The following is a 24,204-nucleotide window of genomic DNA, read 5'->3' on the forward strand; positions in this document are numbered from 1 at the left end:
ACGAAACTTTTGAAAAGAGGGTGCCCGCCATGAGCTTCCGCCTGCAACCCCCCGCCCCGGCCCGTCCGAACCGCTGTCAGTTGTTCGGCCCCGGCTCGAACGCGAAACTCTTCGAGAAAATGGCCGCCAGCGCCGCCGATGTGGTCAATATCGATCTCGAGGATTCCGTGGCCCCCTCGGACAAGGATCTCGCCCGCAAACAGACGATCGAGGCGATCAATACCGTGGATTGGGGCAAGAAATACCTCTCGGTGCGGATCAACGGGCTTGATTCACCGTTCTGGTATCGTGACGTCGTCGATCTGCTGGAGCAGACGGGCGACCGTTTGGACCAGATCATGATCCCCAAGGCGGGATGCGCCGCGGATATCTATGCCGTGGATGCTCTGGTCACGTCGATCGAGGCCGCGAAAGGCCGCAGCAAGCGGATCAGCTTCGAGGCGATCATCGAATCCGCCGCTGGTATCGCCCATGTGGAAGAGATCGCCGCCGCAAGCCCCCGGATGCAGGCCCTCAGCCTTGGGGCGGCGGATTTCGCGGCGTCCATGGGGATGGCGACCACCGGCATCGGCGGCACCCAGGAGAATTACTACATGCTGCATGAGGGCGCGAAATACTGGTCCGATCCGTGGCATTGGGCGCAAACCGCCATTGTCGCCGCTTGCCGCACCCATGGTCTCTTGCCGGTCGATGGCCCGTTTGGAGACTTCTCGGATGATGAGGGGTTCCGCGCGCAGGCCCGCCGCTCCGCCACGCTTGGCATGGTGGGCAAATGGGCAATCCATCCCAAGCAGATCGCGCTTGCCAACGAGATCTTCACCCCCTCCGCCGAGGCGGTTCAAGAGGCGCGCGAGATCCTGCAGGCGATGGATGAGGCGAAAGCCCGCGGCGAGGGGGCGACCACCTACAAGGGTCGTCTTGTCGATATCGCGTCGATCAAACAGGCCGAGGTGATCGTTCGTCAGGCCGAGATGATCGAGGCGATGTAACCCGTCGTATTCCGGCCAATATGGAACAAAGCACCCCGGCAAGGCCCATCACCTTGCCGGGTGTTTTTATCATCAGCTCCCGCCGTCGCCCGATCAGGCGGCGTTTGGCAGGATCACGATCTCGACACGGCGGTTCTGAGCGCGGCCCGCATCGGTCAGGTTGTCGGCGACCGGCTGGTTCTCGCCACGTCCAAAGGTCTGAATGCGCGAAAAGGCCACGCCGCCATCCATCAGCACATCCGCCACGGCATTGGCCCTGCGCTCGGAAAGCTGCTGATTATAGCCTGCATCGCCGGTATTGTCGGTATGTCCCACGACCTGCACGGTCGAATCCGGGTAATCGCGCAGGCTGCTGGCCACGGTCATCAGATCGTCTCGCAGACCGGACCGCACCGAGGCGCTGTCCACATCGAACAGGATATCCTGAGGCAGGGTCACGATCAGGCGGTCGCCTGTATTTGTGATCTGCACGCGATCATCATCCAGTTGCTGACGCAGTTGCGCCTCTTGGCGGTCCAGCATGTTGCCATAGGTGGCGCCGCCCGCCGCACCGATGGCGCCCCCGATCAGGGCTCCCTTGGCCCGGTCATCGCTGACTACGGCGCCCACGCCCGCGCCGATGAGACCGCCAAGCAAGGCGCCCTGCTGGGTTTTCTGATAGGGATTGGTGCCGGTCCCGACCATCGCCGGATCGGTACAGGCGGCCACCGCCAGAAGCGACGCGCCCGAAAGGACGAGAAGGGAGTGTCGTGCTCGGATCATTTCAATGCCTCATGTAACTGCCCATACGCTTGGGTCTGCTTCAAGGATAGGCAATGCGCGTCCCGGACCCAAGGAAAAACCGCGCGTGTTTCGGCAGCAATCCGCGCATTTCCCTTGGTATCAGGCCTCGGTTCGGGCGCTTTCCCATGCCAGCATCGTGCGTTTGACCGGCAGCCCCCAGTGATACCCGCCAAGCCCGCCCGACTTGCGCAGCGCGCGGTGACAGGGGATCAGAAAGCTGATCGGATTGCGACCGACAGCGGTGCCCACTGCGCGCACCGCGCGGGGCGATCCGATGGCGCGCGCGATGTCGGAATAGGTTGTCACATGGCCGGTGGGCACTTGCAAAAGCGCCTCCCAGACCTTGATCTGAAAGGGCGCTCCGATCATGTGTAGACACGCCTCGCCCTTGGCGGCGAATGCCGCCTCGACCCAAGGGGAAATGGCGTTCGGGTCCTCCAGAAACCGCGCCTCGGGCCAGCGCTGCGCCATGTCATCCCATGCCGCCTCGTGCCCGCATTCCTCGGCAAAAGCGAGACCGCACAGCCCCTTGTCTGTGGCCATGGCCAACGCCTCGCCAAAGGGGCTGGCGAACCATCCGTATCGGATCGTCAACCCCTCGCCGCGCCGCGCGACATCACCGGGGCTCATGGCCTCCCATCTCAGGAACAGATCGTGAAGCCTCCCGGTGCCGGACAGCCCCATCTCCTCGGCGGTGTCGAGCACGGTGTGACGGTCGCATAGCAGCCTCCGGGCATGATCCAGCGTCAGATATTGCTGATACCGCTTGGGCGACACGCCCACCCAAGCGGAAAAAAGGCGTTGAAAATGACTGGGGCTCAACTGCATCCGGCCCGCAAGTTCCTCAAGCGATAACGGCGCCTCGGCCGCATCTATCACGTCCAGCGCGCGTCGCATGACAGAGTAATGATAGCTGTTCTGCGGGGAAACGGTCATCGTTCGGGTCCTCATGCTGTCATGTGAACCTTAGGGGCGCCCGGCCCGAGGCGCGACCCGAATGTTGCGCAATGGATCGGCTGACAGGCCCTGTCATTAAAAAATGACAGCTCGTTGACGACCGTCAATTTTAAATTCTGAAATAAGAATACGACTCATCCTGCCACGGGTCCGATTTTCTGATTCGACGTCGGGTCCTGCATTTTGGGCAAGGCATTCCAGCGCATCGCCTGCGCAAAAATCATTTACGCCGATCCCTTATTTCTAAGTGAGTAACAGGAGAAATGAATATGAGACAAAAAACCATTCAACTTGCTATCCCTGTGGCGATTGCCACGGGATTTCTGCCTGCCATCGCGGGCGCCGCAACAATCGACAGCTGGAACCTGTCGAATGTCATCAAGGGTCCAGAGGTGACCGGAACCGCCACCGGCGAAAGCGTGGTCTATGACCGTGTCTTGCCGGATGCATCGGCCACCACCAATGGCCAGATCGTCTATACCGCGCCCGAGGCGGACACACCGGGCATGACGGTGTCGAACGTGCCGTTTACCCAGTCGCAAGACAACTATACCGGCTGTATCTTGGCGACCAGCGGGACAGCCTGCGACGGCGAGTTTCAAAGTGGAAAGCGTTTCAAGGTGCAAGCAACCGATACAGGCGCCGTCGACCTTGTGTTCAATGTGACCGAAAACGAAACCGACTCGGTCTACCGGGTGTTCCAGCGCCTGATCAACGTCACCGGCGAGGCGCTTGGTGGCTTCAAGATCGAGCTTGGCACTGACATTGGTGGTGACTTCAAGGCGTCTACGGATAACGATGGCCTGTCCTTCTCGTCCACGGTATCGATGGGGCCGGATTTTGCATCGTCCTTCTCTCAGTTTCCCTTTGGTCTGTTCGGCAGCTTGGACAAGCCCAACCCCAACCCCCTGCAACTGCCAGGGTTTTTCGACACCACCAGCCGCGCGGGCTACAACGTGGTCCAAAGCCTAGACAGCATCGTCAGCACAGGGTTTTATGGCAGCTATGGCACGCTTTTCGGCAATTGGCTGTCGCAAGAAGATGTGCCTCTCGGGCTTCTGTGGGATTACGCCTCTGGCGCCGCCGATCCGCTTGTGATGGCCTGGGACAACGGCTCCCAATGGGAGGTGCGCCGCGGCATTAACAACAGCCTTGACGGCGACAATACAAAAATCACCGCAGAAGATGTCTTCGCGCTCGCGCAAGACCAATGGGGATATTACGACTATGGCGATATCTCGGGGGTTGAGGCCTTCCTCAAAGGGATTCCCCTGTTCGATGATGCGATCGAAGACCTTGCCAATCTCAACCTGAACTTCGCGATCAATCTTGGCTCGAATTTCAGTGGCAGCACCTTCACGCTGCGCACCACCTCGATCGCGCCGATCCCCTTGCCGGCGGGCCTCCCCCTCCTGTTGACGGGGTTTGCAGCCCTGGCCGGGCTTCGCTATCGCCGCAAGCAGACCATGGTGGCATGACGCCGTGACCGGGCTCTGGTCCGGCAGGCACCGAGACGGGCTTCTCCCCCTCCGTCTCATCGAAGGGTCCGCGCTCCCCCGCGTGGACCCTTTTCATCTTGCGGCCCTATCGGCCATCATGCCATTCAAGGCCATGGCCAGACAGCTCGATTACCATACCATCCGCGAGATATTCACCCGCTTTCAGGCGGCAGACCCCGAACCCAAGGGCGAGCTGGAGCATGTCAACGCCTATACGCTGGTCGTGGCGGTCGCCCTCTCGGCGCAGGCCACCGATGTCGGCGTGAACCGCGCCACCCGCGAATTGTTCAAGATCGCCGACACGCCGCAAAAGATGCTGGATCTGGGCGAGGCCGGTCTGATCGACCACATCAAGACCATCGGGCTTTATCGCAACAAGGCCAAGAACGTCATCAAGCTGTCCAAAATCCTGGTCGAGGAGTATGGCGGCGAGGTGCCCAATTCCCGCGCCGCCCTTCAGGCGCTTCCGGGGGTCGGTCGCAAGACCGCCAATGTGGTTCTGAACATGTGGTGGCACTATCCGGCGCAGGCAGTGGACACCCATATCTTCCGTGTCGGCAACCGCTCGGGTATCTGCCCTGGCAAGGACGTGGTCGCCGTCGAGCGTGCCATCGAAGACAATATCCCCGTCGACTTCCAGCAACATGCGCATCACTGGCTGATCCTGCATGGGCGCTACCATTGCAAGGCCCGCAAGCCGATGTGCCCCACCTGTATCATACGTGATCTCTGCCAATTCGAGGACAAGACCCAATGACCAAGTATCAGGCCGTCGGTATCGGCAACGCCGTCGTCGACGTCATCAGCCAGTGTGACGATCATTTTCTGACCCGCATGGGCATCGACAAGGGCGTCATGCAGCTTGTCGAGCAGGAACGCGGAGAATTTCTCTTCGACGCCATGGAAAGCCGGCGCCAGATGCCGGGCGGCTCGGTGGCCAATACCATCGCGGGACTCGGCGCGATGGGCCTCAAGACCGGCTTCATCGGTCGGGTTCAGGATGATGAACTGGGCCGGTTCTATGCCGCCGCCATGGCCGAGGATGGCACCGATTTCGTCAACGCGCCGGTGCCCGGCGGCGAGTTCCCCACGTCGCGCTCGATGATCTTCGTCTCGCCCGATGGCGAGCGGTCGATGAACACCTATCTGGGCATCTCCGCCGAACTTGGCCCCGACGATGTGGACGATGCCGTGGCCGGCAAGGCCGAGCTGCTGTTTCTCGAAGGCTATCTGTTCGACAAGCCCAAGGGCAAAGAGGCCTTTCACGCCGCCGCGCGCGCCTGTCGTGCAGGCGGTGGCACGGCCGGCATATCGTTGTCGGATCCGTTCTGCGTCGATCGGCACCGTGCCGATTTCCGCGCATTGGTCAAAGGGCTGGATATCGTGCTGGGCAACGAACACGAATGGCGCTCGCTCTATGAGACGGAAGATCTGGGCGCGGCGCTCGAACAGGCGGCGCAGGACAGCGATCTCATCGTCTGCACACGCTCGGGCCATGATGTGGTGATCGTGAAGGGAGCACAGAGCGTGTCGGTGCCTGTCACCCCTGTGACGCCGCTGGATACCACAGGCGCGGGCGATCAATTCGCCGCAGGGTTTCTTTACGGCGTAGCCACAGGCAAGCCGCTGGACGTGGCGGGGCGCATGGGCTGCATCGCCGCCGCCGAGGTAATCGGCCATTACGGCGCGCGCGCGGAGGCGGATGTGCTGGAGATGTTCCGCGCCGAAGGCCTGGTCTGACCGCTGGCCCGGCCTGATGGCCGGGCGCGCAGCCCCTTCTGGCTGACGGCTGAGCAGCTTGGCCAGACGCCGGTGCGGGTGGCGAGGGTCCAATGGGTATTTTCGCCAAGAAGAAGACATGAGGCGCGCCCCCGAAGCCGCGGCATTCGGTCGGTGTCTGTCCCGATGCAGGCCGGGGCCCCGGGGGCGGCTTCTCCTTGGGCGGTCATCGGCTCCCCAGCCTGTACCGCCCGCTCACGTTACGCGCAGAAGGTTATCATTTCCTTAAGCGCTTCTTCTTGGGCCAAATACCCCGGGGTGAATTGGCCGCAGGCCAAGAGGGGCAGGGCCCCCTGGGTCGCTCGCGTGACGCGGGTGCTTTCGTTGCCAGAAAGCGGTGTATGGCGTCACTCGCCGAGCTTGGCATGGACCTCGTCAAGGTCGATCTCGCCCACCGGCATCTTGTTCGCCGGGTTTTCGAAGTCGTATTTGAACAGGTCGAAATCCCGGTGATAGATCTCGTAAACGAGATGCATCGACAGATCGTCGAAATACTCCTCGACCGGGTGGGCGCGTTTGGGGCCATGACCCTCGGATTCGTTGAAGCGCGGGATCGTGTCCAGATCCACCTTGTGGGGGGTGGTGATCGCGTCCAGAACCTGCCCCATGCCGTCATTGAAGGCCTCGGTCCAGAAGATCTTGTCGTAGTGCCCTCCATTGATGATGAAGGTCGATACATGGCCGGACATTGACGACCAGTGAATGTCCGGCTCCATCGGGCGACGCCAGCGGATCGTGTCGCGCGCGAACAGCAGAAAGCGACGGAAGCTTTCGATCTGGTCAAACTCCTGCTTGCCGTCGTCGCCGCCCACTTCGATCCCGTATTTCTGCGTCAGCAGCGGCACCAGCTTGCCGCGATACCGCTTGCCGTTGCGCTGTATGCCGCAGATCTTGTCGAAAAAGCTCGACAGGATCCGGGTATAGGGATTGCGCACGCAGGTGAACGCGTAGGACGCATGCGACTTTACATTGTCATTGATGAGCGCCTGACTTTCATCGCGCGCCCATTTGTGAAGGCCGGTGGCGGCATCATGGATGTCACCATCGAAGAATTCGCCATGGTCCGAGTAGTACATGATCTGTCCGATGGTCGAACAGGCGCATTTCGGAACCACCCTGTAAACCACACTTTCACTCTCGGTCATCCACGTTCCGGGAAAGCCCATGCCGTGATCTCCAAACCATTTACCCGAGTATTCAGGCAAAAACATTTCTAACCGGTTCAAAAAAGCAGAGAAAGCCTGTTTATTCAATTCCAGTTCAGGGGTATCACTCTAAAGCATTGCGATGGCAGTTGGTGTTCCGGTTCTGAAATGGCGAAAATCGCGTTCATACTTTTGTGTCACAAGGATCCGGACGCGATCATCGGGCAGGCCCGCATGTTGACGGCGGCCGGGGATTACATGGCGATCCATTTCGACGCCCGCGCCAAGCCGGAATATTACGACAGGATTCGCAACGCTCTGGCCGACAATCCCAACGTGACTTTCGCCAGGAAGCGCCTCAAATGCGGGTGGGGGGAATGGTCGCTGGTGCAGGCAACGCTGAATGCCGTCGAGGCGGCGGTCGATGCCTTTCCGCGAGCGACGCATTTCTACATGCTGTCCGGCGATTGCGCCGCGATCAAGTCCGCCCATTACGCGCATCAGTTTCTGGATGCCGAGGATGTCGATTACATCGAGAATTTCGATTACTTCGACAGCGACTGGATCAAGACCGGCATCAAGGAAGAGCGTTTGATCTATCGTCATTTCTTCAACGAAAGGACACAGTCGCGCCTGTTCTACGCGTCTTTCGGGCTGCAGAAACGTCTGGGACTGACCCGGCGCATCCCCGATGACATCGAGGTGCAAATCGGCAGCCAGTGGTGGTGCCTGCGCCGCCGTACGATCGAATGGATTCTGGATTTCACCCGCCGGCGCCGCGATGTGATGCGGTTCTTTCGCACCACATGGATCCCCGACGAGACGTTTTTTCAGACATTGGTCAATCATCTCGTGCCCCAGAAAGAGATCCGCAGCCGGACACTGACCTTGCTGATGTTCACCGATTACGGCATGCCGGTGACCTTCTATAACGACCATTACGATCTGCTGCTCAGTCAGGACGCGCTTTTCGCCCGCAAGATCAGCCCCGAAGCGGTCGAGCTCAAGTCGCGCCTCGGCGCGCTCTATGCCGACGACAAAGCCACCTTCCAGATTTCCAACGAGGGCCGCAGCCTCTTTCAGTTTCTCACCGGGCGCGGCCGTATCGGGCGGCGCTTTGCCAGCCGGTTCTGGGAAACCGAAAGCTCCCTTGGGCGCGACCGGACCTTGCTGATCGTGGTGTGCAAGAAATGGCATGTCGCCAAACGGCTCTTGTCGATGGTCCGGCATGTCACCAACGTGCCCGCCATCGAATATCTCTTCCACGAGGAAGACACCGCCTTGCCCGATCTGGGCGGCATTCAGGCCAGTCTGGGCAAGCGAACGCGCCACCGTCGGGCCTTGATGCGGATGCTGTTCGACTATTTCGACACGGATCGCCTCATCGTCTGCATGGATCCGTCCAGCCTTGATTTGCTGCATGATTTCGCGTCGGACCGGTCCACCACCCGTATTCTCGAGGTGCAGTGCCAGTTCTCGCGTGCCTATCTCGAAGGTCATGCGCGGCGGGTTGGTCTGGCCGGGGAACAGACGCCACAGGAAACCATGGATCGGCTGATGCCGACGATCCGTGGCGATATGAATTTCGAAAGCGACCGCATCCGCGACGCGGAATTCGAAAATCACATGATCCTGCGCGAAGGCGACGCGTCCGAACATCACGCGACCCTGCTCGCGCAGTTCCTTGATGTCGGGTATGACAAGGCGCTAGAGGTTGCCGAGACAAAGCACCTTTTCGCCGATTGAGGATTGCCCCATGCCCTACAGCTATGACGACCAGAACATCTTCGCCAAGATCCTGCGCGGCGAAATTCCCAACAAGACCGTTCTTGAAACCGATCACAGCCTTGCGTTCCACGACATTCAACCGCAAGCGCCAGTGCATGTGCTGGTGATCCCGAAAGGCCCGTATGTGTGCTACGATCACTTCGCGCAAGAGGCCTCGGATGCCGAAATCCTCGACTATACCCGCGCCATCGGCGAGGTGTGCCGCATGACCGGTGTCGAAGAAGGTGGATTTCGCATGATCGCGAATGCGGGCGAGGCCGCTATTCAGGAAGTTCCGCATCTGCATGTGCATATCCTTGCGGGGCGTCCTCTGGGCCGGATGCTCCAGAAAGCCGACTGACCCCGAACATCAAAGAGGGGCGCAAGCCGCGCCCCTCCCCGATGTTTCATAATGTGGCGTTGCGGGATTATGATGCCGTATCGGGCAGGATACCGGCATCCACAGCGGCCGCGATTTCCGCCTCGCTCAGCGCACCATCGGCGTCGGTGTCCAGCGCCGGAAACGTCCCTGCCTCGGCGTCGGGATATGCGTCCTGAAATTCGGACATCGTCACCGCGCCGTCGCCGTTCGCGTCCATTTCGGCCAGCACGGCTCCGGGCAGAGCGATGGCAAGTGCGAAAGTTGCGGCTGTCGTTGTCTTGAACATGGGATACTCCCTTTCCTCATGGCTTGTGTACGAGGGCGCAACGGCCCTCGACGATGCAGAGTGATGGGAATATCGCGGCCTGTCTTGCCGGTGCGCCGGATCAGCCGGAAAGCTGCGGAAAAAGGCCCAATCGCACCGCTGCCGTCGGCGCATCGCTGCTGCCTGTCGTGCTCTTCATGCCCGAAGGCGGGAACCTGCGCGCACTGCGTGTCCTTTTGGGCAAGGGACCGCGGAAAAGCGGCGCCCGCCCCGACAGGCAGAAAGGTGCCGCTCGCCGTTACAGCAGCGAATCGACGGGCTTTATCATTCCGGTTTCGATCCCGCGCCAGTTGGTGATCGGTGCGTTCATGAATTTGCGTGTCGCCGGGTGATCCGCGTCGAGCACGCCAAGCCGCACCAGCAGGGCCGCGATGGTGCATTCTGCGGCGCGTGTGCCCCCGTCGACGATCTTCAGCGCGATACCAAGCTTGCGGGTCGGAAGGATCGCGATGAAAAACGCTTCTGCCCCGGTCTTGAGCGCCACAGGTTCCTTGCAGGCCCGCATCAGCTCGGTGCAGGCGCGGCCTTCCCCTGCGACAAGATCGGGATGCGCGATCATCGCCTGCCACAGCCGCACCTCGGCACTCTCGCGGGCGCTGCGCCCGTCCTCGGCGGCGGCGAACCGCGCCATCGCGCGGCCCATGCCATGCAGGGAGCTGGCGAAATTCGGCGCCGAACAGCCGTCGATCCCAAAGCCGGGGCTGGTCTCGCCGGTGATCTCTTCGAAGGCCTGCAGGCAGGCTTTCTGCACCTCGTGCTCCGGCTCCACATAGTCCGGACCCCATCCCATATGCTTGGCCAGCGTCAGGAAACCCGCATGTTTGCCCGAGCAGTTATTGTGCATCTGGCACGGTTCCTTACCCGCGCGGATCAGGGCGTTCCGGGCCTCGCTGTCCTTGGGCATATGCGCCCCGCAGCGGAAATCGTCATCCGACAGCCCCAGATTCGCCAGCCATGCGCCGACCCGGTCGGTATGGATCGCCGCCCCCTCATGCGAGGCGCAGGCCAGCGCCAGATGCTCAGGCGTAAGCCGGTGCGCTTCGGCTGCGCCGCTTTCGACCAGTGGCAGGGCCTGCAGCATCTTGGCCGAACTGCGCGGCAACACCATGGTTTCGGGATCGCCCCAGGCGTCCACGATCTCGCCCGCCGCATCACAGATCACCGCATGTCCCCGATGAACGCTTTCGGCCAGCGGTCCGCGCCAGATTTCGGTCATTTTAACAGGTTCGGTCATATGGGCCTCTGCGTTTCGGTCGCGGCGCCGCTGTGCGGTTTTCCGCCAATTGCGTCTTTCATGTCTCGCCTGTTTCGGGCTAAACTTGCTATGTCGAGTATGAAAAGGCCGCGCAAGATACAACTCCCCTTCCAGAGGGTTGCGGCCCGAAGATTGAGGCTAAGGACAGCTTGGAGGCTGGACATATGGTATCACGAATAGCAGGCGGATTGGCTGGATTGGCCTTCGCCCTGATGGCGACAGCCGGTTTCGCCCAGAATGAAAGCACCAATCAAGTTGCGGCAGAAACCGCATGGAGCGTGTTCGAGGACAACGATCCACGTGAATGCTGGGCGGTGTCGTCGCCCACGGAAACGGTCAATACACAGGATGGCCGTGTCGTTGCCGTGCGTCGCGGGGACATCCTTCTGATGACATTCTATCGCCCCGATGCGGATGTGCAGGGGCAGGTGGCCTTTACCGGTGGCTATCCCTTCGCCGGCGGCTCTACGGTGAACGTCAATATCGGCGGCACCCAGTTCGAGCTGTTCACCGATGGCGAATGGGCCTGGCCTGCCAGCACATCGGATGACGCCAAGATCATCGCGGCGATGAAGCGCGGCACCGATGCGGTCTTCACGGCCCGCTCGTCGCGTGGCACCCAGACCAAGGATACGTTCTCACTTCTGGGTTACACCGCCGCTGTCGAAGAGGCTGAACGCCGCTGCAAGTGATCTTGCCCCGTGGCCGAACATGACACAGGGCCCCTTTGGGGCCCTGAATGCATTTTCGCTGCCTGTGACTGTCAATTCACCGAAGTGCTTGCAGTCACAAAGAAATTTCCGGTCGGCACCACATGCCGGATCACCTTCAGCGCCGGGATCAACCCGCTCGGTGGGTTGCTGCAGGGATCGAAGGTGTGGTTGGCGGCCACCTTGATCTCACCCGAGGCATGCAGGCTGAGGCCGCTGTGATTGATCGCCGACGATGAACTGCTCGCCGACAGATGAATATCCCCATCGATCACGAAGCCGACATTCGATCCGGCGAAATCAGCCGGTACATTCATGTCGGACTTGCCCAGAATAACGCTCTGCTCAGAGGCATTGCAGACCCCCGTGGCGGTGCCGACCGTGGCGCCCGAACTGGCGGTTATCGATGCGTTCGAGCTTTCCAGCGTCGTGAGGATCATCGAGGCCGCCACTTTCGCATCCGATCCGAAATCCAAGGCGCAATTGGTCACCACCGCCACGTCGCTGACGTCGATCGTGCCGCCGCCGAAACCGGATTTTTTCGTGTTTCCCTTGGGCGAGCCGAACTGGATCGACTTGGCCCCGCCGGAGCAGGAGACATTATACGTCAGACCGCTTGGAATCACTGTTAGGGATTCAAAGTCCGACTGGCTCAGATTGATCCTCTGGCCCTTTTGCGTGATGCTGCCCGTGTTCATGCCGATGGCCGCCAGCGGCGACAGGTCGCCAAGGGTCTTGTCCCGGAAAAAGCTATCCCTGATCGCCGAGTCGCCGGTCCCCAGAAACGCTTGCTCGACCGAGGCGATGTGATCCGACAGGTTCGGCATGATCAGGTTGCGCTCGAAGGATGCGCTTGTCGCTCCGGGATTGGCGGCATCATCGCATTTTCCCTTGCAATTATCCAGATTGGGCATGCTGATACCTGTGCCCTTGGCAAAAGCATTCTGTTGCGGCATCCAGACCTTTTCCTGACTGTGCAGGCAATAGCCGGGGCCGAAATCGCTGCTCGAGGTCAGGCTCAACTCACCCTGCGCATAAAGCCCGTCGGTGCTGACGCATTTCTTGGTGCCGACAAAGGCCGCGACCCCGCGCGTCTTGACGTTCCATTGGGACAGATCGGTGCTGTCGCCCATATTCATGATATCAGCGATGCGCAGCAGGTAGGTCGGCACCGGGTTGCCCGAGTCTCCATCCCGGCGCAGCGTCACGGCGACGGCGTTCAGCGGGCCCGAGCCTCCCAGCAGATCGGTGTCGGGATCATAATGCACCACCTCGATATCGGCCTGCGGGTTCGCGAAAAGGTTGCCGTACCAGCTTTGCGGCATGTTCGCCTCGACCAGGGCGAAGGCGGCGTTATAGGCATTGGTCGCGTCCCCGCCACTGGCCAGTTGCACGGTCCCGGCATGAGCCGCGACATCGGCCGTCTGCTTGAGCATCTGCTGGTAACGCCAGAGGTTCGTGGCATCCAGCGCCACGCCCCCCAACAGCAGTATCATCACCACGGCGAAGATGCCGAAAACCGATCCGGCACCGTCCTCCTGGTGCAGGATGCGGCGGCTTGTGCGGGATGGGTTGATCGCTCGGCTGCCCATCAGATCGGCTCCAGGGCCTGCGTGATCCGGGCGTTGATGTTCAGATCCCGGGCAAAGCCCATTCCATCGAAGATCATGATCGACCGTGCCGGCGCTGAAAGGGTGACCGTCACCGTCGACGGCCCGTATTCGACCGTTGCCTGAGGCTGGCCGAAAAAGCTGCCTGCCCGCATCTCGGCGTAACTCTTGGCGGTGGTGCCATCCATCGCATGACGCGCGACCAGCCGGGCGGTATCGCGCGAGACGCTCCAATAGTTCGACTGGCTCATGAACAGCAGGCTGACATCAATCGCCAGCGCGAGAATCACCAGAAAAAGCGGCATCCACAGGACAAATTCGACCGAAACGGTGCCGTCGCTCTTTTTCCTGTAGGCGCGCATGCATCTTGCAAGTCGCGGAAGAAAATTCATTGTCGTCGTCCTTCCCAATAGTTGCCGCGTTCCAAAAACGCGGCAGGCAAGGGTAGGGCCATTCCGGACATCAACACGATCGCACGCCAAAAGCGGTGCGGCCGTGCTTGGCCTTGCTTTAACAAAATACGACAAACGGGGTCAGAACTTGTTTCGTGACGGAGGTGATCATCCCGTCAAACGAACTGGGCAACCAAAGCAACAAAAGACGCTAGAACTGGCCAACCGGAAAGTCACCTGACTTGCCAAGGACTTAAGGTGATTGGCAAAGAGTGCGAATTCGCGCCGTAACTTTGTCGAAAAGAAGGCCAAAACATACAAATCCTGATGGTTTCCCGGGATATTTCACCTCTTGGCTGTAGCGGTTTTTTGCCCGCAACCCCAAGCGACATCTTCCGCGCAAGCAGGACAACCGGTTTCCATTCACGATTCGCAAGCTGTCGGGGGGGTCCTCCCGAACCGTCGGTACAATCCGGGGGTCACGGCCGATCCGTGCCGGGGCGGGGGGCTGCGGCGCGGCGCAAACGGTCGTTGATCGCCCGCCCCAGTCCGGTGTCGGGAATGGGCGATACCGCGATCGCGTCCGCGCCTTGCCCATCGAGCGCGTGCAAATGGCCAAAGAGGTTCGCCGCCGCCTCGCGCAGATCGCCCTTCGGTGACAGGTTCAGATCACACGCCACCGGCCCGAAGCCCAGCAACAGCTCTCCGTCCTGCCGTGTTTCCGCGTTCAGACGCACAGACGCCCCCGGCGCATAATGCGAGGCCAGCTGTCCGGGCGCGGAAATCGCGCTGCCCTCTGCGTGATGCCCCACCGGCGCGCCGATCACCGCTTCGATCTCTTCGGCGGCGATGCCTCCGGGGCGCAGCAGAACCGGACCATCGGCCAGCCCGAGGATCGTGGATTCCACGCCCACATCACAGGCGCCGCCATCGAGCACCGCTTCGATCCGCCCGTCCAGACCGGCAAGCACATGCGCCGCAAGGGTCGGGCTGATCCGCCCCGACGGGTTCGCCGATGGCGCCGCGACCGGTCCCCCGAAGGTGCGCAGCAAGGCCTGCGCCACCGGATGCGCCGGCACCCGGATCGCCAGCGTGGGCAACTCGGCGGTGACCAGCGGCGACAACCCCGTGTCGGGCTTGAGCGGCAGTACCATCGTCAGAGGTCCGGGCCAGAACGCCCGTGCCAGCCGCTCTGCCAGATCGGACCATGCGACATAGGCCTGCGCCGCTTGTGCGCTCTCGACATGGACGATCAACGGATTAAAGCGTGGCCGCCCCTTGGCCTCGAAAATTCCGGCCACGGCCATATCGTTGCGCGCATCCCCTCCCAGCCCATAGACCGTCTCTGTCGGAAAGGCGACGCGCCCGCCCTCATGCAGGATTTCGGCGGCGCGGGCATAGCCCTGCGCATCCGGCAACAGGCGTTCGGTGGAAAGGATCATGCGGGACTCTGACGCTGCGTTCCGGTTGCTGGTGGCGGTAGGTGGGCTAGTCTTGGCGGCGACAATCATGCATATACGGGTGCCGTGGCGATGCCAAGCCGCACCCTGTACCAAGATCAGGAGCGTTCAGATGCCATACCATGCCCCGGTCGCTGAATATCAGTTCATATTGGATCACGTCGTGCGACTGGAGCAGGTGACCGCCACCGACCGCTTCGCCGACGCCACACCCGATGTGACAGCCGCGATCCTGACCGAAGCGGGCCGCATGTCCCAGGAGGTGCTCTCTCCGCTCAACCGCAGCGGCGATCAGCACCCCGCCCGGCTGGAAAACGGCGTGTTGCGCACCTCTCCGGGCTTTGATCAGGGCTACAAGGCGATTGCCGACGGGGGCTGGGTGTCGATTTCGGCCCACCCCGATCATGGCGGCATGGGCCTGCCGATGGCGCTTGCCACCGCCGTGAACGAGATGATGAGCTCCGCCTGCCTTGCGCTTCAGATCATCCCCCTGATGACCCAGGGGCAGATCGACGCGCTCGAGCATCATGCCTCGGACGCTCTGAAACGGACCTACCTGCCCAAGCTGGTCAGCGGTGAATGGAACGGCACGATGAACCTGACCGAACCGCAGGCGGGGTCCGATGTCGGCGCCCTGACCACCCGCGCCGAGCCGCGCGGCGATGGGACATATGCGATCACCGGCCAGAAGATATACATCAGCTGGGGCGACAACGATTTCACCGACAATGTCGTGCATCTGGTTCTGGCGCGCCTGCCCGATGGTCCGCCGGGCACCAAGGGCATCAGCCTGTTTCTGGTGCCCAAGTTCCTTCCCGACGAGCACGGCAAACCGGGCCGTGCAAATGACCTCAAGGTGGTCGGGGTCGAGCACAAGATGGGCCTGCATGGCAGCCCCACCTGCACCATGCAATATGACGGCGCGACCGGCTGGCTGGTGGGGCGAGAGCATGACGGGATGCGCGCCATGTTCACGATGATGAACAATGCCCGGCTTGGCGTGGGCGGGCAGGGGATCGGCGTGGCCGAGGCCGCCTTGCAGCACGCGCTCGCCTATGCCACCGACCGCAAGCAAGGCCGCACGCCTGTCGAAGGCGGCACCGGCGCGATCGTCGATCATGCCGATGTGCGCCGGATGCTGACCACCATGAAGGCCGATATCTTCGCCGCCCGCGCCATCGCCCTGGCCTGCGCCGTGGCCATCGACATGGAAACCGCAACCGGCGCCCCCGACTGGTCGGCGCGGGCGGCCTTTCTCACGCCCATCGCTAAGGCCTTCGGCACCGATACCGGGATCGAGGTGGCCAATCTGGGAGTGCAGGTGCATGGCGGCATGGGCTTTGTCGAAGAGACCGGCGCCGCGCAATATCTGCGCGACGTGCGCGTGACCGCGATCTACGAAGGCACCAACGGCATTCAGGCGATGGATCTGGCCGCGCGCAAGCTGATGGATGGCGGCGAGGCGGCCCATGCGCTCATCGACGAGATCGAGGCGCAGGCCGAAGCCGCCCGCGCCACTCTGCCCGATCTGGCCGAGCCTTTGTGGCAGGCCTCCGAAACCCTGCGCGAGGGGCTGGACTGGATGATTGCGCAGTCCGACCTCACTCAGCGATTCGCCGGGGCCGTGCCTTTCCTGCGGGCTTTCGCGCGCGTGCTTGGCGGGCATTACCATCTGGCCGCCGCCATGGCCGAAACCGCCGCGGGGCAGGGCAATGGCCCGCGCACGCGGCTCGCCCGGTTCTACCTCACCCGCCTTTTGCCGGAACATGCCGGGCTTCTGGCCCATGCCACCGCCGGGGCCGATGATCTTTATGCGCTCTCGCCCGACGATCTGGCCGCGTGATGGACGGGGCAGGCGGCACCTTGCGCTATCCTTGGCCCGAGGCGCCTGAGCATGGCGCCGCGATCCAGGTGGCGCCGGGCTTTCTGTGGATACGGTTGCCGCTGCCGATGGCTCTGGATCACGTCAATATCTATGCCCTCGATGACGGCGACAGCTGGACCATCGTGGATACCGGCATCCACTCGCGCCGCTCTGTCGCCCTTTGGGAACAGGTGCTTGCCGGTCCCTTACAGGGCAGGCCCGTCTCGCGGGTGATCCTCACCCATCATCACCCCGATCATATCGGCATGGCGGGCTGGCTGATGGACCGCTTCGGCGCCGAACTGGTCACGACCCGCACCGCATGGCTCATGGCGCGGATGCTGATCCTCGATGTCGAAGAGCGTCCGACCCCGCAGGCGCTGGCCCATTGGCGCGCTGCGGGCATGGACCCTGCAATCTATGAGGCCCGCAAAGCCGCGCGCCCCTATAATTTCGCCGACACCTGTCACCCGATCCCTGTGGGCTACACGCGTCTGGCGCAGGGAGACAGCCTGCACGCGGGCGGGCGCGTCTGGGATGTGCATATCGGCAATGGCCACGCGCCCGAGCATCTGACCCTCTGGAGCCGCGATGACAATCTGGTCATCGCCGGGGATCAGATCATCGCCTCCATCAGCCCCAATATCGGCGTCTATCCCACCGAGCCGGATGCCGATCCCGTGGCGGACTGGCTGGAAGCCTGCGGGCGGCTGGCGGCGCTGGCCAATGAGGATCATCTGGTGCTCGCCGGTCACAAGCTGCCATTCACCGGCCTGCCTGTGCGGATGCGTCAGTTGATCGAGAATCACCACGGCGCGCTCGATCGCCTGCGCGCCCATCTCTCAACGCCCCGCACCGCCGCCGAATGTTTCGCGCCCTTGTTCAAACGCCGGATCGATGAAGGCACCTATGGCCTTGCTCTGGTCGAGGCGGTGGCCCATCTCAACCATTTGCTCCATGCGGGCGAGGTGACCCGCACCCGCCGCGCCGACGGCGCATGGCTTTGGCAGGCGAAGTCCTGACAGGTTCGCTCGTGGTGAACCGCCCGTGTCATGCGCTGGATCACGGCTTGAAAATTCGTTGTAAACTGCGGCAGCTTGGCGGGTGACAGCCCTTTGGAAATGCAGTATCCAGATGTCGGATTTTTCGGGCTATGCCCAAGACGAAGGACACGGAAACATGGCTGAACACAAGCATGGCGAGATGAATATCGAAGTGCAGGAAAAAACCTTCGAAGGTTTCATCAAATGGGTCACATGGACTGCGGTTGCCTGCATCGTGCTCCTGCTGTTCATCGCGATGGTCAACGGCTGAGGCTTGTCGTCTCGTCGCAGGCGGGAGTGTCGGTGATGCGCGGTTGGATCGTTGCGATATGCGCCTGCGTGATGCTGGCCGGATGCGTGGGCCAAGAGGTCTGGGCGCCCGATGACGCCGTGGCAAAATCGGCCTATCGCCATGACGGCCCGCCGCGCCTCACGCTCTACACGATGATCAACAACCGCACCGGCGCCGGTGCGCATACCTCGTTGATGATCAACGGGTCGCAGCGGGTGATCTTCGATCCGGCAGGTTCGTTCAAACACGAAACCCTGCCGGAACGAAACGACGTGGTCTATGGCATTACCCCCCCGGTCGAAGATGTCTACACGCGCTATCATGCGCGCGAGACGTATCATGTCCGGGTGCAGAACCTCGATGTGCCGCCGGAAACCGCCGAACGCGTGTTCCGCTTGGCGCAATCCTATGGCGCGGTGCCCTCGGCGCAATGTGCGCGCTCCACATCCACGATCCTGTCGCAAGTGTATCCCGGCGCGGTGCGTCCGACATGGTCGCCGGTTCGACTGGCCGAGGATTTCGCCACCCTACCGGGCGTGACCGAACGTCGGCTGCGCGAATATGACAGCGACGACAACAGCAAGGTGCTGGACGACTGGGACCCCAACCGCGTCGCACAGGCCGCCAGAGGCGGCTGATCGCGGCGTTATCCCAACAGATACAGCCCGCCATAAAGCGTGGCCGCTCCCAGACAGATCGACAGCACCACGTTGCGCGTCCACAGCCCCGCCGCCAGCGTGACGAGCGCCGCCGCAAGGCGCGGCGCGTCCAACTGTCCGCCCGTCGCCTCGGGCCACACCACCAGCGGCGCCACCAGCCCTGGCAGCACCGCCACCGCCGTATAGCGCAGATGCCGCAGCACCCATGCCGGCAAGGGCCGGTCCCCCACCAGCCCGGTGAACACGAAGCGCAGCCCGAAACTGCCCAGTCCCAACAGAATGATGACGGTCCACAGCGCGACAGGCTCGATCATTTCTCGGCCCTCCGCTCGGCCCTCTGCTCGACCTGCCGCTCCACCTCGGCCCCGGCAATCATGGCAAGGATACCCGCCACCAGCAGCCCGAGGTTATAGGGCAGGAACGCCAGCACCAGCGCGGCCACGACAGATACCAGCGCCGCGGCCACATGCGCGCGGGTCCGCAGCATCGGCGCGATGATCGCCAGAAAGGTGATCGGGATCGCGAAATCGAGCGCCAGCCCTTCGGGGATAGCGCTGCCGATCACCGCGCCCACCACTGTGAACGCATACCACAGCGGGCAGATCGGCACGGCCACCGCAAAAAAATAGGTCAGGCGCTGTCCCACCGTCCAATCCGGGTTGCGCTCGAATGTCACGATCGAACAGGCATAAGTCTGATCGACCGTGAAATACGCAGCCAGCGCCCGTTGCCAAAGGCGCGCACCCCCCAGATACGGCGTCAGCGAGGCTGAATACATCGCCATCCGCAAATTCACCGCCAGGGCGGAAATCAGCACGATCACCGTGGGCACATCGTTGCGCAGCAATTCCACCGCCGTGAACTGCGCCGCGCCCGCGATCACCAGAACTGAGAATGTCAGCGTCTCGAACACGCTCAACCCGGCCTCGGTCGCCACCACGCCGAACAGGGTCGAGAACGGAATAATCACGAGGATGAAGGGCGCGCCGTCCCGCACACCCTGCCAAAAGATCGATTTGGTGGTTTCCGTCGTCACGTTCCCGCCTTAGATTGCCTAACGCATGGCTCCGGCCTAGACCGAAGCTCAGGGAGATGCAATTGGCGACACAGGACAATATCTCGGGCTATCTGATCGCGCCGGATCCGGGCGCACCGCGCCTGACACGTGCTGTCGATGGCGTGGATCATGACGGCCAGCCCACCACCATTTCCGTGGTCGAGGAACGCCCCCTCACGATCTTTCTCAACGGTCAGGAAATCGTCACCGCGATGACGATCGGGGATTATCCCGAATATCTGGCGCTCGGGTTCCTGCGCAATCAGGGGATGCTGCTTGCCGATGAAACCGTGCACCGCGTCGAGTATGACGAGGATCTCGATACGGTCGTGGTGCGCACCGACGGGCAGACCACCTTCGAAGAGAAGCTCAAGAAAAAGACCCGCACCTCGGGCTGTGCCGTGGGCACCGTGTTCGGCGACATGATGGAGGGGCTCGAAAAGGTCACCCTGCCCGACATACAGGTGCGCACCTCGGATCTCTATGCGCTGGCCTCGATCATCAACCGCACGCCGTCTCTCTATCTCGAGGCGGGGGCCATCCACGGCACCGTGCTCTGTCAAGGTGACCGCCCGCTGGTCTACATGGAGGATGTGGGCCGCCACAATGCCGTCGACAAGATCGCCGGCTGGATGTTCTCCGAAGGGGTCGGGCCGGGCGACAAGACGCTGTACACCACCGGGCGGCTGACCTCGGAAATGGTCATCAAGACCGCTCTGATGGGCATTCCCGTGCTGGCCTCGCGGTCGGGCTTCACCGCCTGGGGCGTGGAAATCGCGCGTCAGGTGGGCCTCACTCTCATCGGCCGTATGCGTGGGCGGCGCTTTGTCTGCCTGGCCGGAGAAGAGCGCCTTTTGCGTGACGCCGATCCCGACGCCGTGCCCGATGAAGACCGCAAGCACCGCCGCAAGGGGGGCATGGAATGAGCCTGCCGCTCGGCGTGATCCTTGCCGGCGGTCAGGCCACCCGCATGGGCGGAGGCGACAAGGGCCTGCTGCCCTTGGGCGACACGACGATCCTTGGCCATGTGACCCGTCGGCTCTCACCACAGGTGGCGGGGCTGGCGCTCAATGCCAATGGCGATCCCGCCCGCTTCGCGTCGCTTGGCCTGCCCGTTCTGCCCGACAGCATCGCCGATTTCCCCGGCCCTCTCGCGGGCGTTCTCGCAGGGCTCGACTGGGCCGCATCCATGGGCGCCGAGACCATTGTGACCGTCGCCGCCGACACGCCGTTCTTCCCCTCCGACCTGGTCGCCCGCCTGCTCCATGAGGGGCGGGACATGACGCATCCGCTGGTGCTGGCCGCCACATCGCGCCCCGACAACGAACACACCAAATCCATGAGCCGCTCCGGGCTGATCCGTCATCCCACCTTCGGCCTCTGGCCCGTCGCCCTGCGGGACGATCTGCGTTGCGCCCTCTCGGACGGGCTGCGCAAGGTCGTTCTCTGGACCGAGAAACATTCCGGCCGCGAGGCGCTCTTCGAGGGGCCGGGCGATCCCTTCTTCAACGTCAATACGCCCGAGGACCTGCAACAGGCACGGGCCATGCTGGAGTCCGCGTCATGAGGATATACGGCGTCGTCGGCTGGAAGAACGCCGGCAAGACGGGGCTCATGGAGCGCCTCGTCACCGAAATCACGGGCCGCGGCATTTCCGTCTCGACGGTCAAGCACGCCCATCACAGCTTCGATGTGGATCACCCCGGCAAGGACAGTCACCGTCACCGCATCGCCGGCGCGACCGAGGTGCTTCTGGCCTCGCGCAATCGCGTCGCCCTGATGCATGAATTGCGCGACACGCCCGAGCCGTCCCTGGCCGATCTGCTGACCAAGCTTTCGCCCGTCGATCTGATCCTCGTCGAAGGCTACAAGCGTGACACCCATCCCAAGGTCGAAGCGCATCGCGCCGTCACCGGCAATCCCCTGATCGCGCCCGACGATCCCACCGTGCGCGCCGTGGCCAGCGACACGGCCCTCGATCTGGACCGTCCGGTATTCGATCTCGACGACACCGTGGCCATCGCCGATTTCATCCTGTCCGAGGTCGGTCTGTGACCCCATTCGACACGGTCGCGATCGTCGACTGGTCGGGCGGCAACGACACCGGCCCGCGCCCGCGCCGCGATGCGATCTGGCTGGGCGTCACCCGGCAGGGGCAGGACCAGCCGCCCGCCTATCTGCGCAACCGCACCGCGGCGGAAACCGCCCTCGCCACCCTGATCGACACCGAACGCTCGGCGGGCCGCAGGCTCCTGATCGGCTTCGATTTCCCCTTCGCCTATCCGTCGGGCTTTGCGCAGGCGCTCACCGGGCAGGCCGATCCCCTCGGCGTCTGGGACTGGCTCGATCAGCGGATCACCGACACGCCCCGCGCCAATAACCGGTTCGAGGTCGCAGGCGCCATCAATCGCGCCTTTGGACAGGGTCGTGGCCCCTTTTGGGGCAATGCGCGCCCCCGCCATGACATTGCGGGCCTGCCGCGCACCAAGGCAGGCTACGCCAACCCGTTTCCCGATCGCCGCGCCGTGGAACGCGCCGCCCCCGGCAGCTTCACCTGCTGGCAACTGGCCGGTGCAGGCGCTGTTGGCTCCCAGGTGCTGATGGGCCTGCCGGTTCTGGCCCGGTTGCGGCGCCGCTTTGCAGGACAGATCGCCGTCTGGCCGTTCGAGCCTCTGGAGGCGCCGGTGGCCTTCGTCGAAATCTGGCCCAGCCTGATCGCCGGCGCCGTCAAACGCGCCGAGGCTAAGGGCGGCATTCGCGATGCGCATCAGGTCCGTCTGCTGGCGCGGGCGCTCTCGCGCTTGCCTGCGCCTGCGCTGCGCGCCATGTTGCAGGTGGACGCACCCGAGGAGGGCTGGATCATGGGCCTTGGCAATGAGGACAAACTCGAACAGGCGGCCACCGCCGAAACGGGCGCCGCCACCCCGCTGGCGCCGCCGCCGCTGCGCGACGATTGCTTCGCGCTGCCCGCCGGTGTGGACTGGACCCCGGTGGACGACGCATTGGCGCTCTTGCGCACCCGCCTGCACCCGGTCGTCGCACAGACCGAGCTGCCCCTCTCCGGGGCGCTTGGCCGCATCCTCTCGCGGGATGTCACCGCTTTGCGCGCCAACCCGCCCCAGCCCAATACCGCCGTCGACGGCTACGGCTTCGCCCATGCCTCGCTCACCACCGGCGATCAGGTGCTGCCCCTTGTCCAGGGCCGCGCCGCCGCCGGCCTGCCCTTTGACGGCGCCGTGCCGCCCGGCCATGCGATCCGCGTGCTGACCGGTGCCGCGCTGCCCGAAGGTGTCGATACCGTCATCCTGCAAGAGGATGTGACCGCCACCGACACCCATATCGCCTTCCGCCCCGGCCTCAAGCCCGGCGCCAACACCCGCCGCGCCGGCGAAGACGTGACCGCCGGCACCCCCATCCTCTCCGCGGGCCGCTGCCTGACCCCGGCGGATCTCGCGCTGGCCTCCGCCACCGGCCACGCCAGCCTACCGGTGCATGAGCGCCTGCGTGTCGCTGTCATTTCAACCGGCGACGAACTGGTCGAGCCGGGCGATCCCGCAGGGCTCGGGCAGATCTTCGATGCCAACCGCCCGATGCTTCTGGGCCTCGTGCAGCAATTCGGCTTCGAGGCGCTCGATCTGGGCCGCGTCCCCGACAACCGCGCCGCCCTGCGGGCCGCCCTTGACCGGGGTGCATCGGGGGCCGATGTGATCCTCACCTCCGGGGGCGCCTCTTCGGGCGACGAAGACCATGTCTCAGCCCTGCTGAACGAGGCGGGCGCTATGACCGAATGGCGCATCGCCGTCAAACCGGGCCGCCCGCTGGCGCTTGGCCTGTGGTCCGGCACGCCGGTCTTCGGCCTGCCCGGCAATCCTGTGGCCGCGCTTGTCTGCACGCTGATCTTCGCGCGCCCCGCCATGGCGCGTCTCGGCGGCGCGGACTGGCAGGCGCCGCAGGGCTTCGATCTGCCCGCCGCCTTCGAGAAATCCAAGAAACCGGGCCGCCGCGAATATCTGCGTGCGCGGATGCGCGATGGCCGCGCCGAGGTGTTCAAATCCGAAGGCTCGGGCCGGATCAGCGGCCTCAGCTGGGCCGAGGGCCTTGTCGAACTGCCCGATGGTGCTGCCCATATCACCCCGGGAACCCCGGTGCGCTTCCTGCCCTTCGGCAGCTTCCTCTGACCGCAATCCCCCGCAGCGCCCTGTCGTTTCTTCTGGCCTGAAATATCCCGGGGGAAGC

General features: G+C 63.2%; 25 protein-coding genes. 15 read left to right on the plus strand and 10 right to left on the minus strand.

From position 1 onward, the window contains the following. Positions 1 to 29: 29 nt before the first annotated feature. Complete coding sequence (locus tag RAZWK3B_RS03745) at positions 30 to 989, plus strand: L-malyl-CoA/beta-methylmalyl-CoA lyase (protein ID WP_007812327.1); 960 nt, start codon at positions 30 to 32, stop codon at positions 987 to 989. Positions 990 to 1,082: 93 nt separating this feature from the next. Here the strand turns inward: RAZWK3B_RS03745 and RAZWK3B_RS03750 are convergent, their stop codons facing one another. After that, positions 1,083 to 1,751, minus strand: coding sequence for a YiaD family glycine zipper/OmpA-like lipoprotein (locus tag RAZWK3B_RS03750; RefSeq protein ID WP_007812328.1), 669 nt, complete (start codon positions 1,749 to 1,751; stop codon positions 1,083 to 1,085). A gap of 120 nt (positions 1,752 to 1,871) precedes the next feature. Continuing rightward, positions 1,872 to 2,708 (minus strand): methylated-DNA--[protein]-cysteine S-methyltransferase, encoded by an 837-nt coding sequence (locus RAZWK3B_RS03755; protein WP_007812330.1) that lies wholly within the window; start codon positions 2,706 to 2,708, stop codon positions 1,872 to 1,874. Positions 2,709 to 2,998: 290 nt separating this feature from the next. On the opposite strand from RAZWK3B_RS03755, the gene RAZWK3B_RS21560 reads away from it, so the two are divergent. From RAZWK3B_RS21560 to RAZWK3B_RS03770, 3 genes are all read left to right on the plus strand, one after another. Next, entirely contained in the window at positions 2,999 to 4,207 is a 1,209-nt protein-coding gene (locus RAZWK3B_RS21560) for a choice-of-anchor F family protein (protein WP_007812332.1), read from the plus strand. Positions 4,208 to 4,340: 133 nt separating this feature from the next. Beyond that, positions 4,341 to 4,985 carry an endonuclease III gene (gene nth / locus RAZWK3B_RS03765; RefSeq protein WP_037295017.1) on the plus strand — a complete coding sequence of 215 codons (645 nt, stop codon included), beginning with the start codon at positions 4,341 to 4,343 and terminating at the stop codon, positions 4,983 to 4,985. After that, positions 4,982 to 5,968 carry an adenosine kinase gene (locus RAZWK3B_RS03770; RefSeq protein WP_007812338.1) on the plus strand — a complete coding sequence of 329 codons (987 nt, stop codon included), beginning with the start codon at positions 4,982 to 4,984 and terminating at the stop codon, positions 5,966 to 5,968. The genes nth and RAZWK3B_RS03770 overlap by 4 nt, the downstream gene beginning before the upstream one ends. 386 nt (positions 5,969 to 6,354) lie before the next feature. On the opposite strand, the gene RAZWK3B_RS03775 is transcribed toward RAZWK3B_RS03770, so the two are convergent. Continuing rightward, positions 6,355 to 7,173: a sulfotransferase family protein gene (locus RAZWK3B_RS03775; RefSeq protein WP_007812340.1), complete on the minus strand. Its 819-nt coding sequence runs from the start codon at positions 7,171 to 7,173 to the stop codon at positions 6,355 to 6,357. A 147-nt stretch (positions 7,174 to 7,320) separates the two neighbouring features. Between RAZWK3B_RS03775 and RAZWK3B_RS03780 the strand changes: the two genes are divergently transcribed. Both RAZWK3B_RS03780 and RAZWK3B_RS03785 read left to right on the plus strand, forming a co-directional pair. After that, positions 7,321 to 8,898 (plus strand): DUF5928 domain-containing protein, encoded by a 1,578-nt coding sequence (locus RAZWK3B_RS03780; RefSeq protein ID WP_007812341.1) that lies wholly within the window; start codon positions 7,321 to 7,323, stop codon positions 8,896 to 8,898. A 10-nt stretch (positions 8,899 to 8,908) separates the two neighbouring features. Then, positions 8,909 to 9,280, plus strand: a complete 372-nt coding sequence (locus RAZWK3B_RS03785; RefSeq protein ID WP_007812343.1) for an HIT domain-containing protein — start codon at positions 8,909 to 8,911, stop codon at positions 9,278 to 9,280. A gap of 67 nt (positions 9,281 to 9,347) precedes the next feature. Here the strand turns inward: RAZWK3B_RS03785 and RAZWK3B_RS03790 are convergent, their stop codons facing one another. Further along, positions 9,348 to 9,587 (minus strand): EF-hand domain-containing protein, encoded by a 240-nt coding sequence (locus RAZWK3B_RS03790; protein WP_007812345.1) that lies wholly within the window; start codon positions 9,585 to 9,587, stop codon positions 9,348 to 9,350. A 277-nt stretch (positions 9,588 to 9,864) separates the two neighbouring features. After that, positions 9,865 to 10,860: an asparaginase gene (locus RAZWK3B_RS03795; RefSeq protein WP_037294849.1), complete on the minus strand. Its 996-nt coding sequence runs from the start codon at positions 10,858 to 10,860 to the stop codon at positions 9,865 to 9,867. A gap of 185 nt (positions 10,861 to 11,045) precedes the next feature. On the opposite strand from RAZWK3B_RS03795, the gene RAZWK3B_RS03805 reads away from it, so the two are divergent. Beyond that, entirely contained in the window at positions 11,046 to 11,573 is a 528-nt protein-coding gene (locus tag RAZWK3B_RS03805) for an invasion associated locus B family protein (RefSeq protein ID WP_037294851.1), read from the plus strand. Between the two features lie 71 nt (positions 11,574 to 11,644). Here RAZWK3B_RS03805 and RAZWK3B_RS03810 read toward each other — a convergent pair whose 3' ends face one another. From RAZWK3B_RS03810 to RAZWK3B_RS03820, 3 genes are all read right to left on the minus strand, one after another. Next, on the minus strand, positions 11,645 to 13,183 hold the full coding sequence (locus RAZWK3B_RS03810) for a Tad domain-containing protein (protein ID WP_007812351.1): 1,539 nt from the start codon (positions 13,181 to 13,183) through the stop codon (positions 11,645 to 11,647). Then, positions 13,183 to 13,593, minus strand: a complete 411-nt coding sequence (locus RAZWK3B_RS03815) for a TadE/TadG family type IV pilus assembly protein (protein WP_007812353.1) — start codon at positions 13,591 to 13,593, stop codon at positions 13,183 to 13,185. Before RAZWK3B_RS03815 ends, RAZWK3B_RS03810 begins: the two co-directional genes overlap by 1 nt. 479 nt (positions 13,594 to 14,072) lie before the next feature. Continuing rightward, entirely contained in the window at positions 14,073 to 15,035 is a 963-nt protein-coding gene (locus tag RAZWK3B_RS03820; protein ID WP_007812355.1) for an L-threonylcarbamoyladenylate synthase, read from the minus strand. Positions 15,036 to 15,165: 130 nt separating this feature from the next. Here RAZWK3B_RS03820 and RAZWK3B_RS03825 point away from each other — a divergent pair, with 130 nt between their 5' ends. The 4 genes from RAZWK3B_RS03825 to RAZWK3B_RS03840 all read left to right on the plus strand — a co-directional run bounded on the left by RAZWK3B_RS03825 (position 15,166) and on the right by RAZWK3B_RS03840 (position 18,890). Then, on the plus strand, positions 15,166 to 16,896 hold the full coding sequence (locus tag RAZWK3B_RS03825) for an acyl-CoA dehydrogenase (protein WP_007812356.1): 1,731 nt from the start codon (positions 15,166 to 15,168) through the stop codon (positions 16,894 to 16,896). Further along, complete coding sequence (locus RAZWK3B_RS03830; protein ID WP_007812358.1) at positions 16,896 to 17,939, plus strand: MBL fold metallo-hydrolase; 1,044 nt, start codon at positions 16,896 to 16,898, stop codon at positions 17,937 to 17,939. The genes RAZWK3B_RS03825 and RAZWK3B_RS03830 overlap by 1 nt, the downstream gene beginning before the upstream one ends. Before the next feature lie 157 nt (positions 17,940 to 18,096). Next, the gene (locus tag RAZWK3B_RS03835; RefSeq protein WP_083798983.1) at positions 18,097 to 18,231 is read left to right on the plus strand and encodes an aa3-type cytochrome c oxidase subunit IV; all 135 of its coding nucleotides are present in this window, start codon (positions 18,097 to 18,099) and stop codon (positions 18,229 to 18,231) included. Between the two features lie 35 nt (positions 18,232 to 18,266). Then, the gene (locus RAZWK3B_RS03840) at positions 18,267 to 18,890 is read left to right on the plus strand and encodes a hypothetical protein (protein ID WP_007812362.1); all 624 of its coding nucleotides are present in this window, start codon (positions 18,267 to 18,269) and stop codon (positions 18,888 to 18,890) included. Positions 18,891 to 18,898: 8 nt separating this feature from the next. Here RAZWK3B_RS03840 and RAZWK3B_RS03845 read toward each other — a convergent pair whose 3' ends face one another. Both RAZWK3B_RS03845 and RAZWK3B_RS03850 read right to left on the minus strand, forming a co-directional pair. Next, a complete protein-coding gene (locus RAZWK3B_RS03845; protein WP_007812364.1) occupies positions 18,899 to 19,225 on the minus strand; it encodes an AzlD domain-containing protein in 327 nt (108 codons plus the stop codon). Continuing rightward, positions 19,222 to 19,947, minus strand: a complete 726-nt coding sequence (locus tag RAZWK3B_RS03850) for an AzlC family ABC transporter permease (RefSeq protein WP_007812365.1) — start codon at positions 19,945 to 19,947, stop codon at positions 19,222 to 19,224. The genes RAZWK3B_RS03845 and RAZWK3B_RS03850 overlap by 4 nt, the downstream gene beginning before the upstream one ends. A gap of 56 nt (positions 19,948 to 20,003) precedes the next feature. Between RAZWK3B_RS03850 and RAZWK3B_RS03855 the strand changes: the two genes are divergently transcribed. Genes RAZWK3B_RS03855 through RAZWK3B_RS03870 form a run of 4 tightly spaced genes read left to right on the plus strand, consistent with a single transcriptional unit; the run spans position 20,004 to position 24,146 of the window. Continuing rightward, complete coding sequence (locus RAZWK3B_RS03855; protein WP_007812367.1) at positions 20,004 to 20,894, plus strand: formate dehydrogenase accessory sulfurtransferase FdhD; 891 nt, start codon at positions 20,004 to 20,006, stop codon at positions 20,892 to 20,894. After that, positions 20,891 to 21,535, plus strand: a complete 645-nt coding sequence (gene mobA / locus RAZWK3B_RS03860) for a molybdenum cofactor guanylyltransferase MobA (protein WP_007812369.1) — start codon at positions 20,891 to 20,893, stop codon at positions 21,533 to 21,535. The genes RAZWK3B_RS03855 and mobA overlap by 4 nt, the downstream gene beginning before the upstream one ends. Beyond that, complete coding sequence (gene mobB, locus RAZWK3B_RS03865) at positions 21,532 to 22,023, plus strand: molybdopterin-guanine dinucleotide biosynthesis protein B (RefSeq protein ID WP_007812371.1); 492 nt, start codon at positions 21,532 to 21,534, stop codon at positions 22,021 to 22,023. The genes mobA and mobB overlap by 4 nt, the downstream gene beginning before the upstream one ends. Then, entirely contained in the window at positions 22,020 to 24,146 is a 2,127-nt protein-coding gene (locus tag RAZWK3B_RS03870) for a molybdopterin-binding protein (protein ID WP_007812374.1), read from the plus strand. The genes mobB and RAZWK3B_RS03870 overlap by 4 nt, the downstream gene beginning before the upstream one ends. The last annotated feature ends 58 nt before the right edge of the window (positions 24,147 to 24,204 follow it).

Source organism: Roseobacter sp. AzwK-3b (assembly GCF_000170875.1).
Classification (GTDB): Bacteria; Pseudomonadota; Alphaproteobacteria; order Rhodobacterales; family Rhodobacteraceae; genus Roseovarius; species Roseovarius litoreus.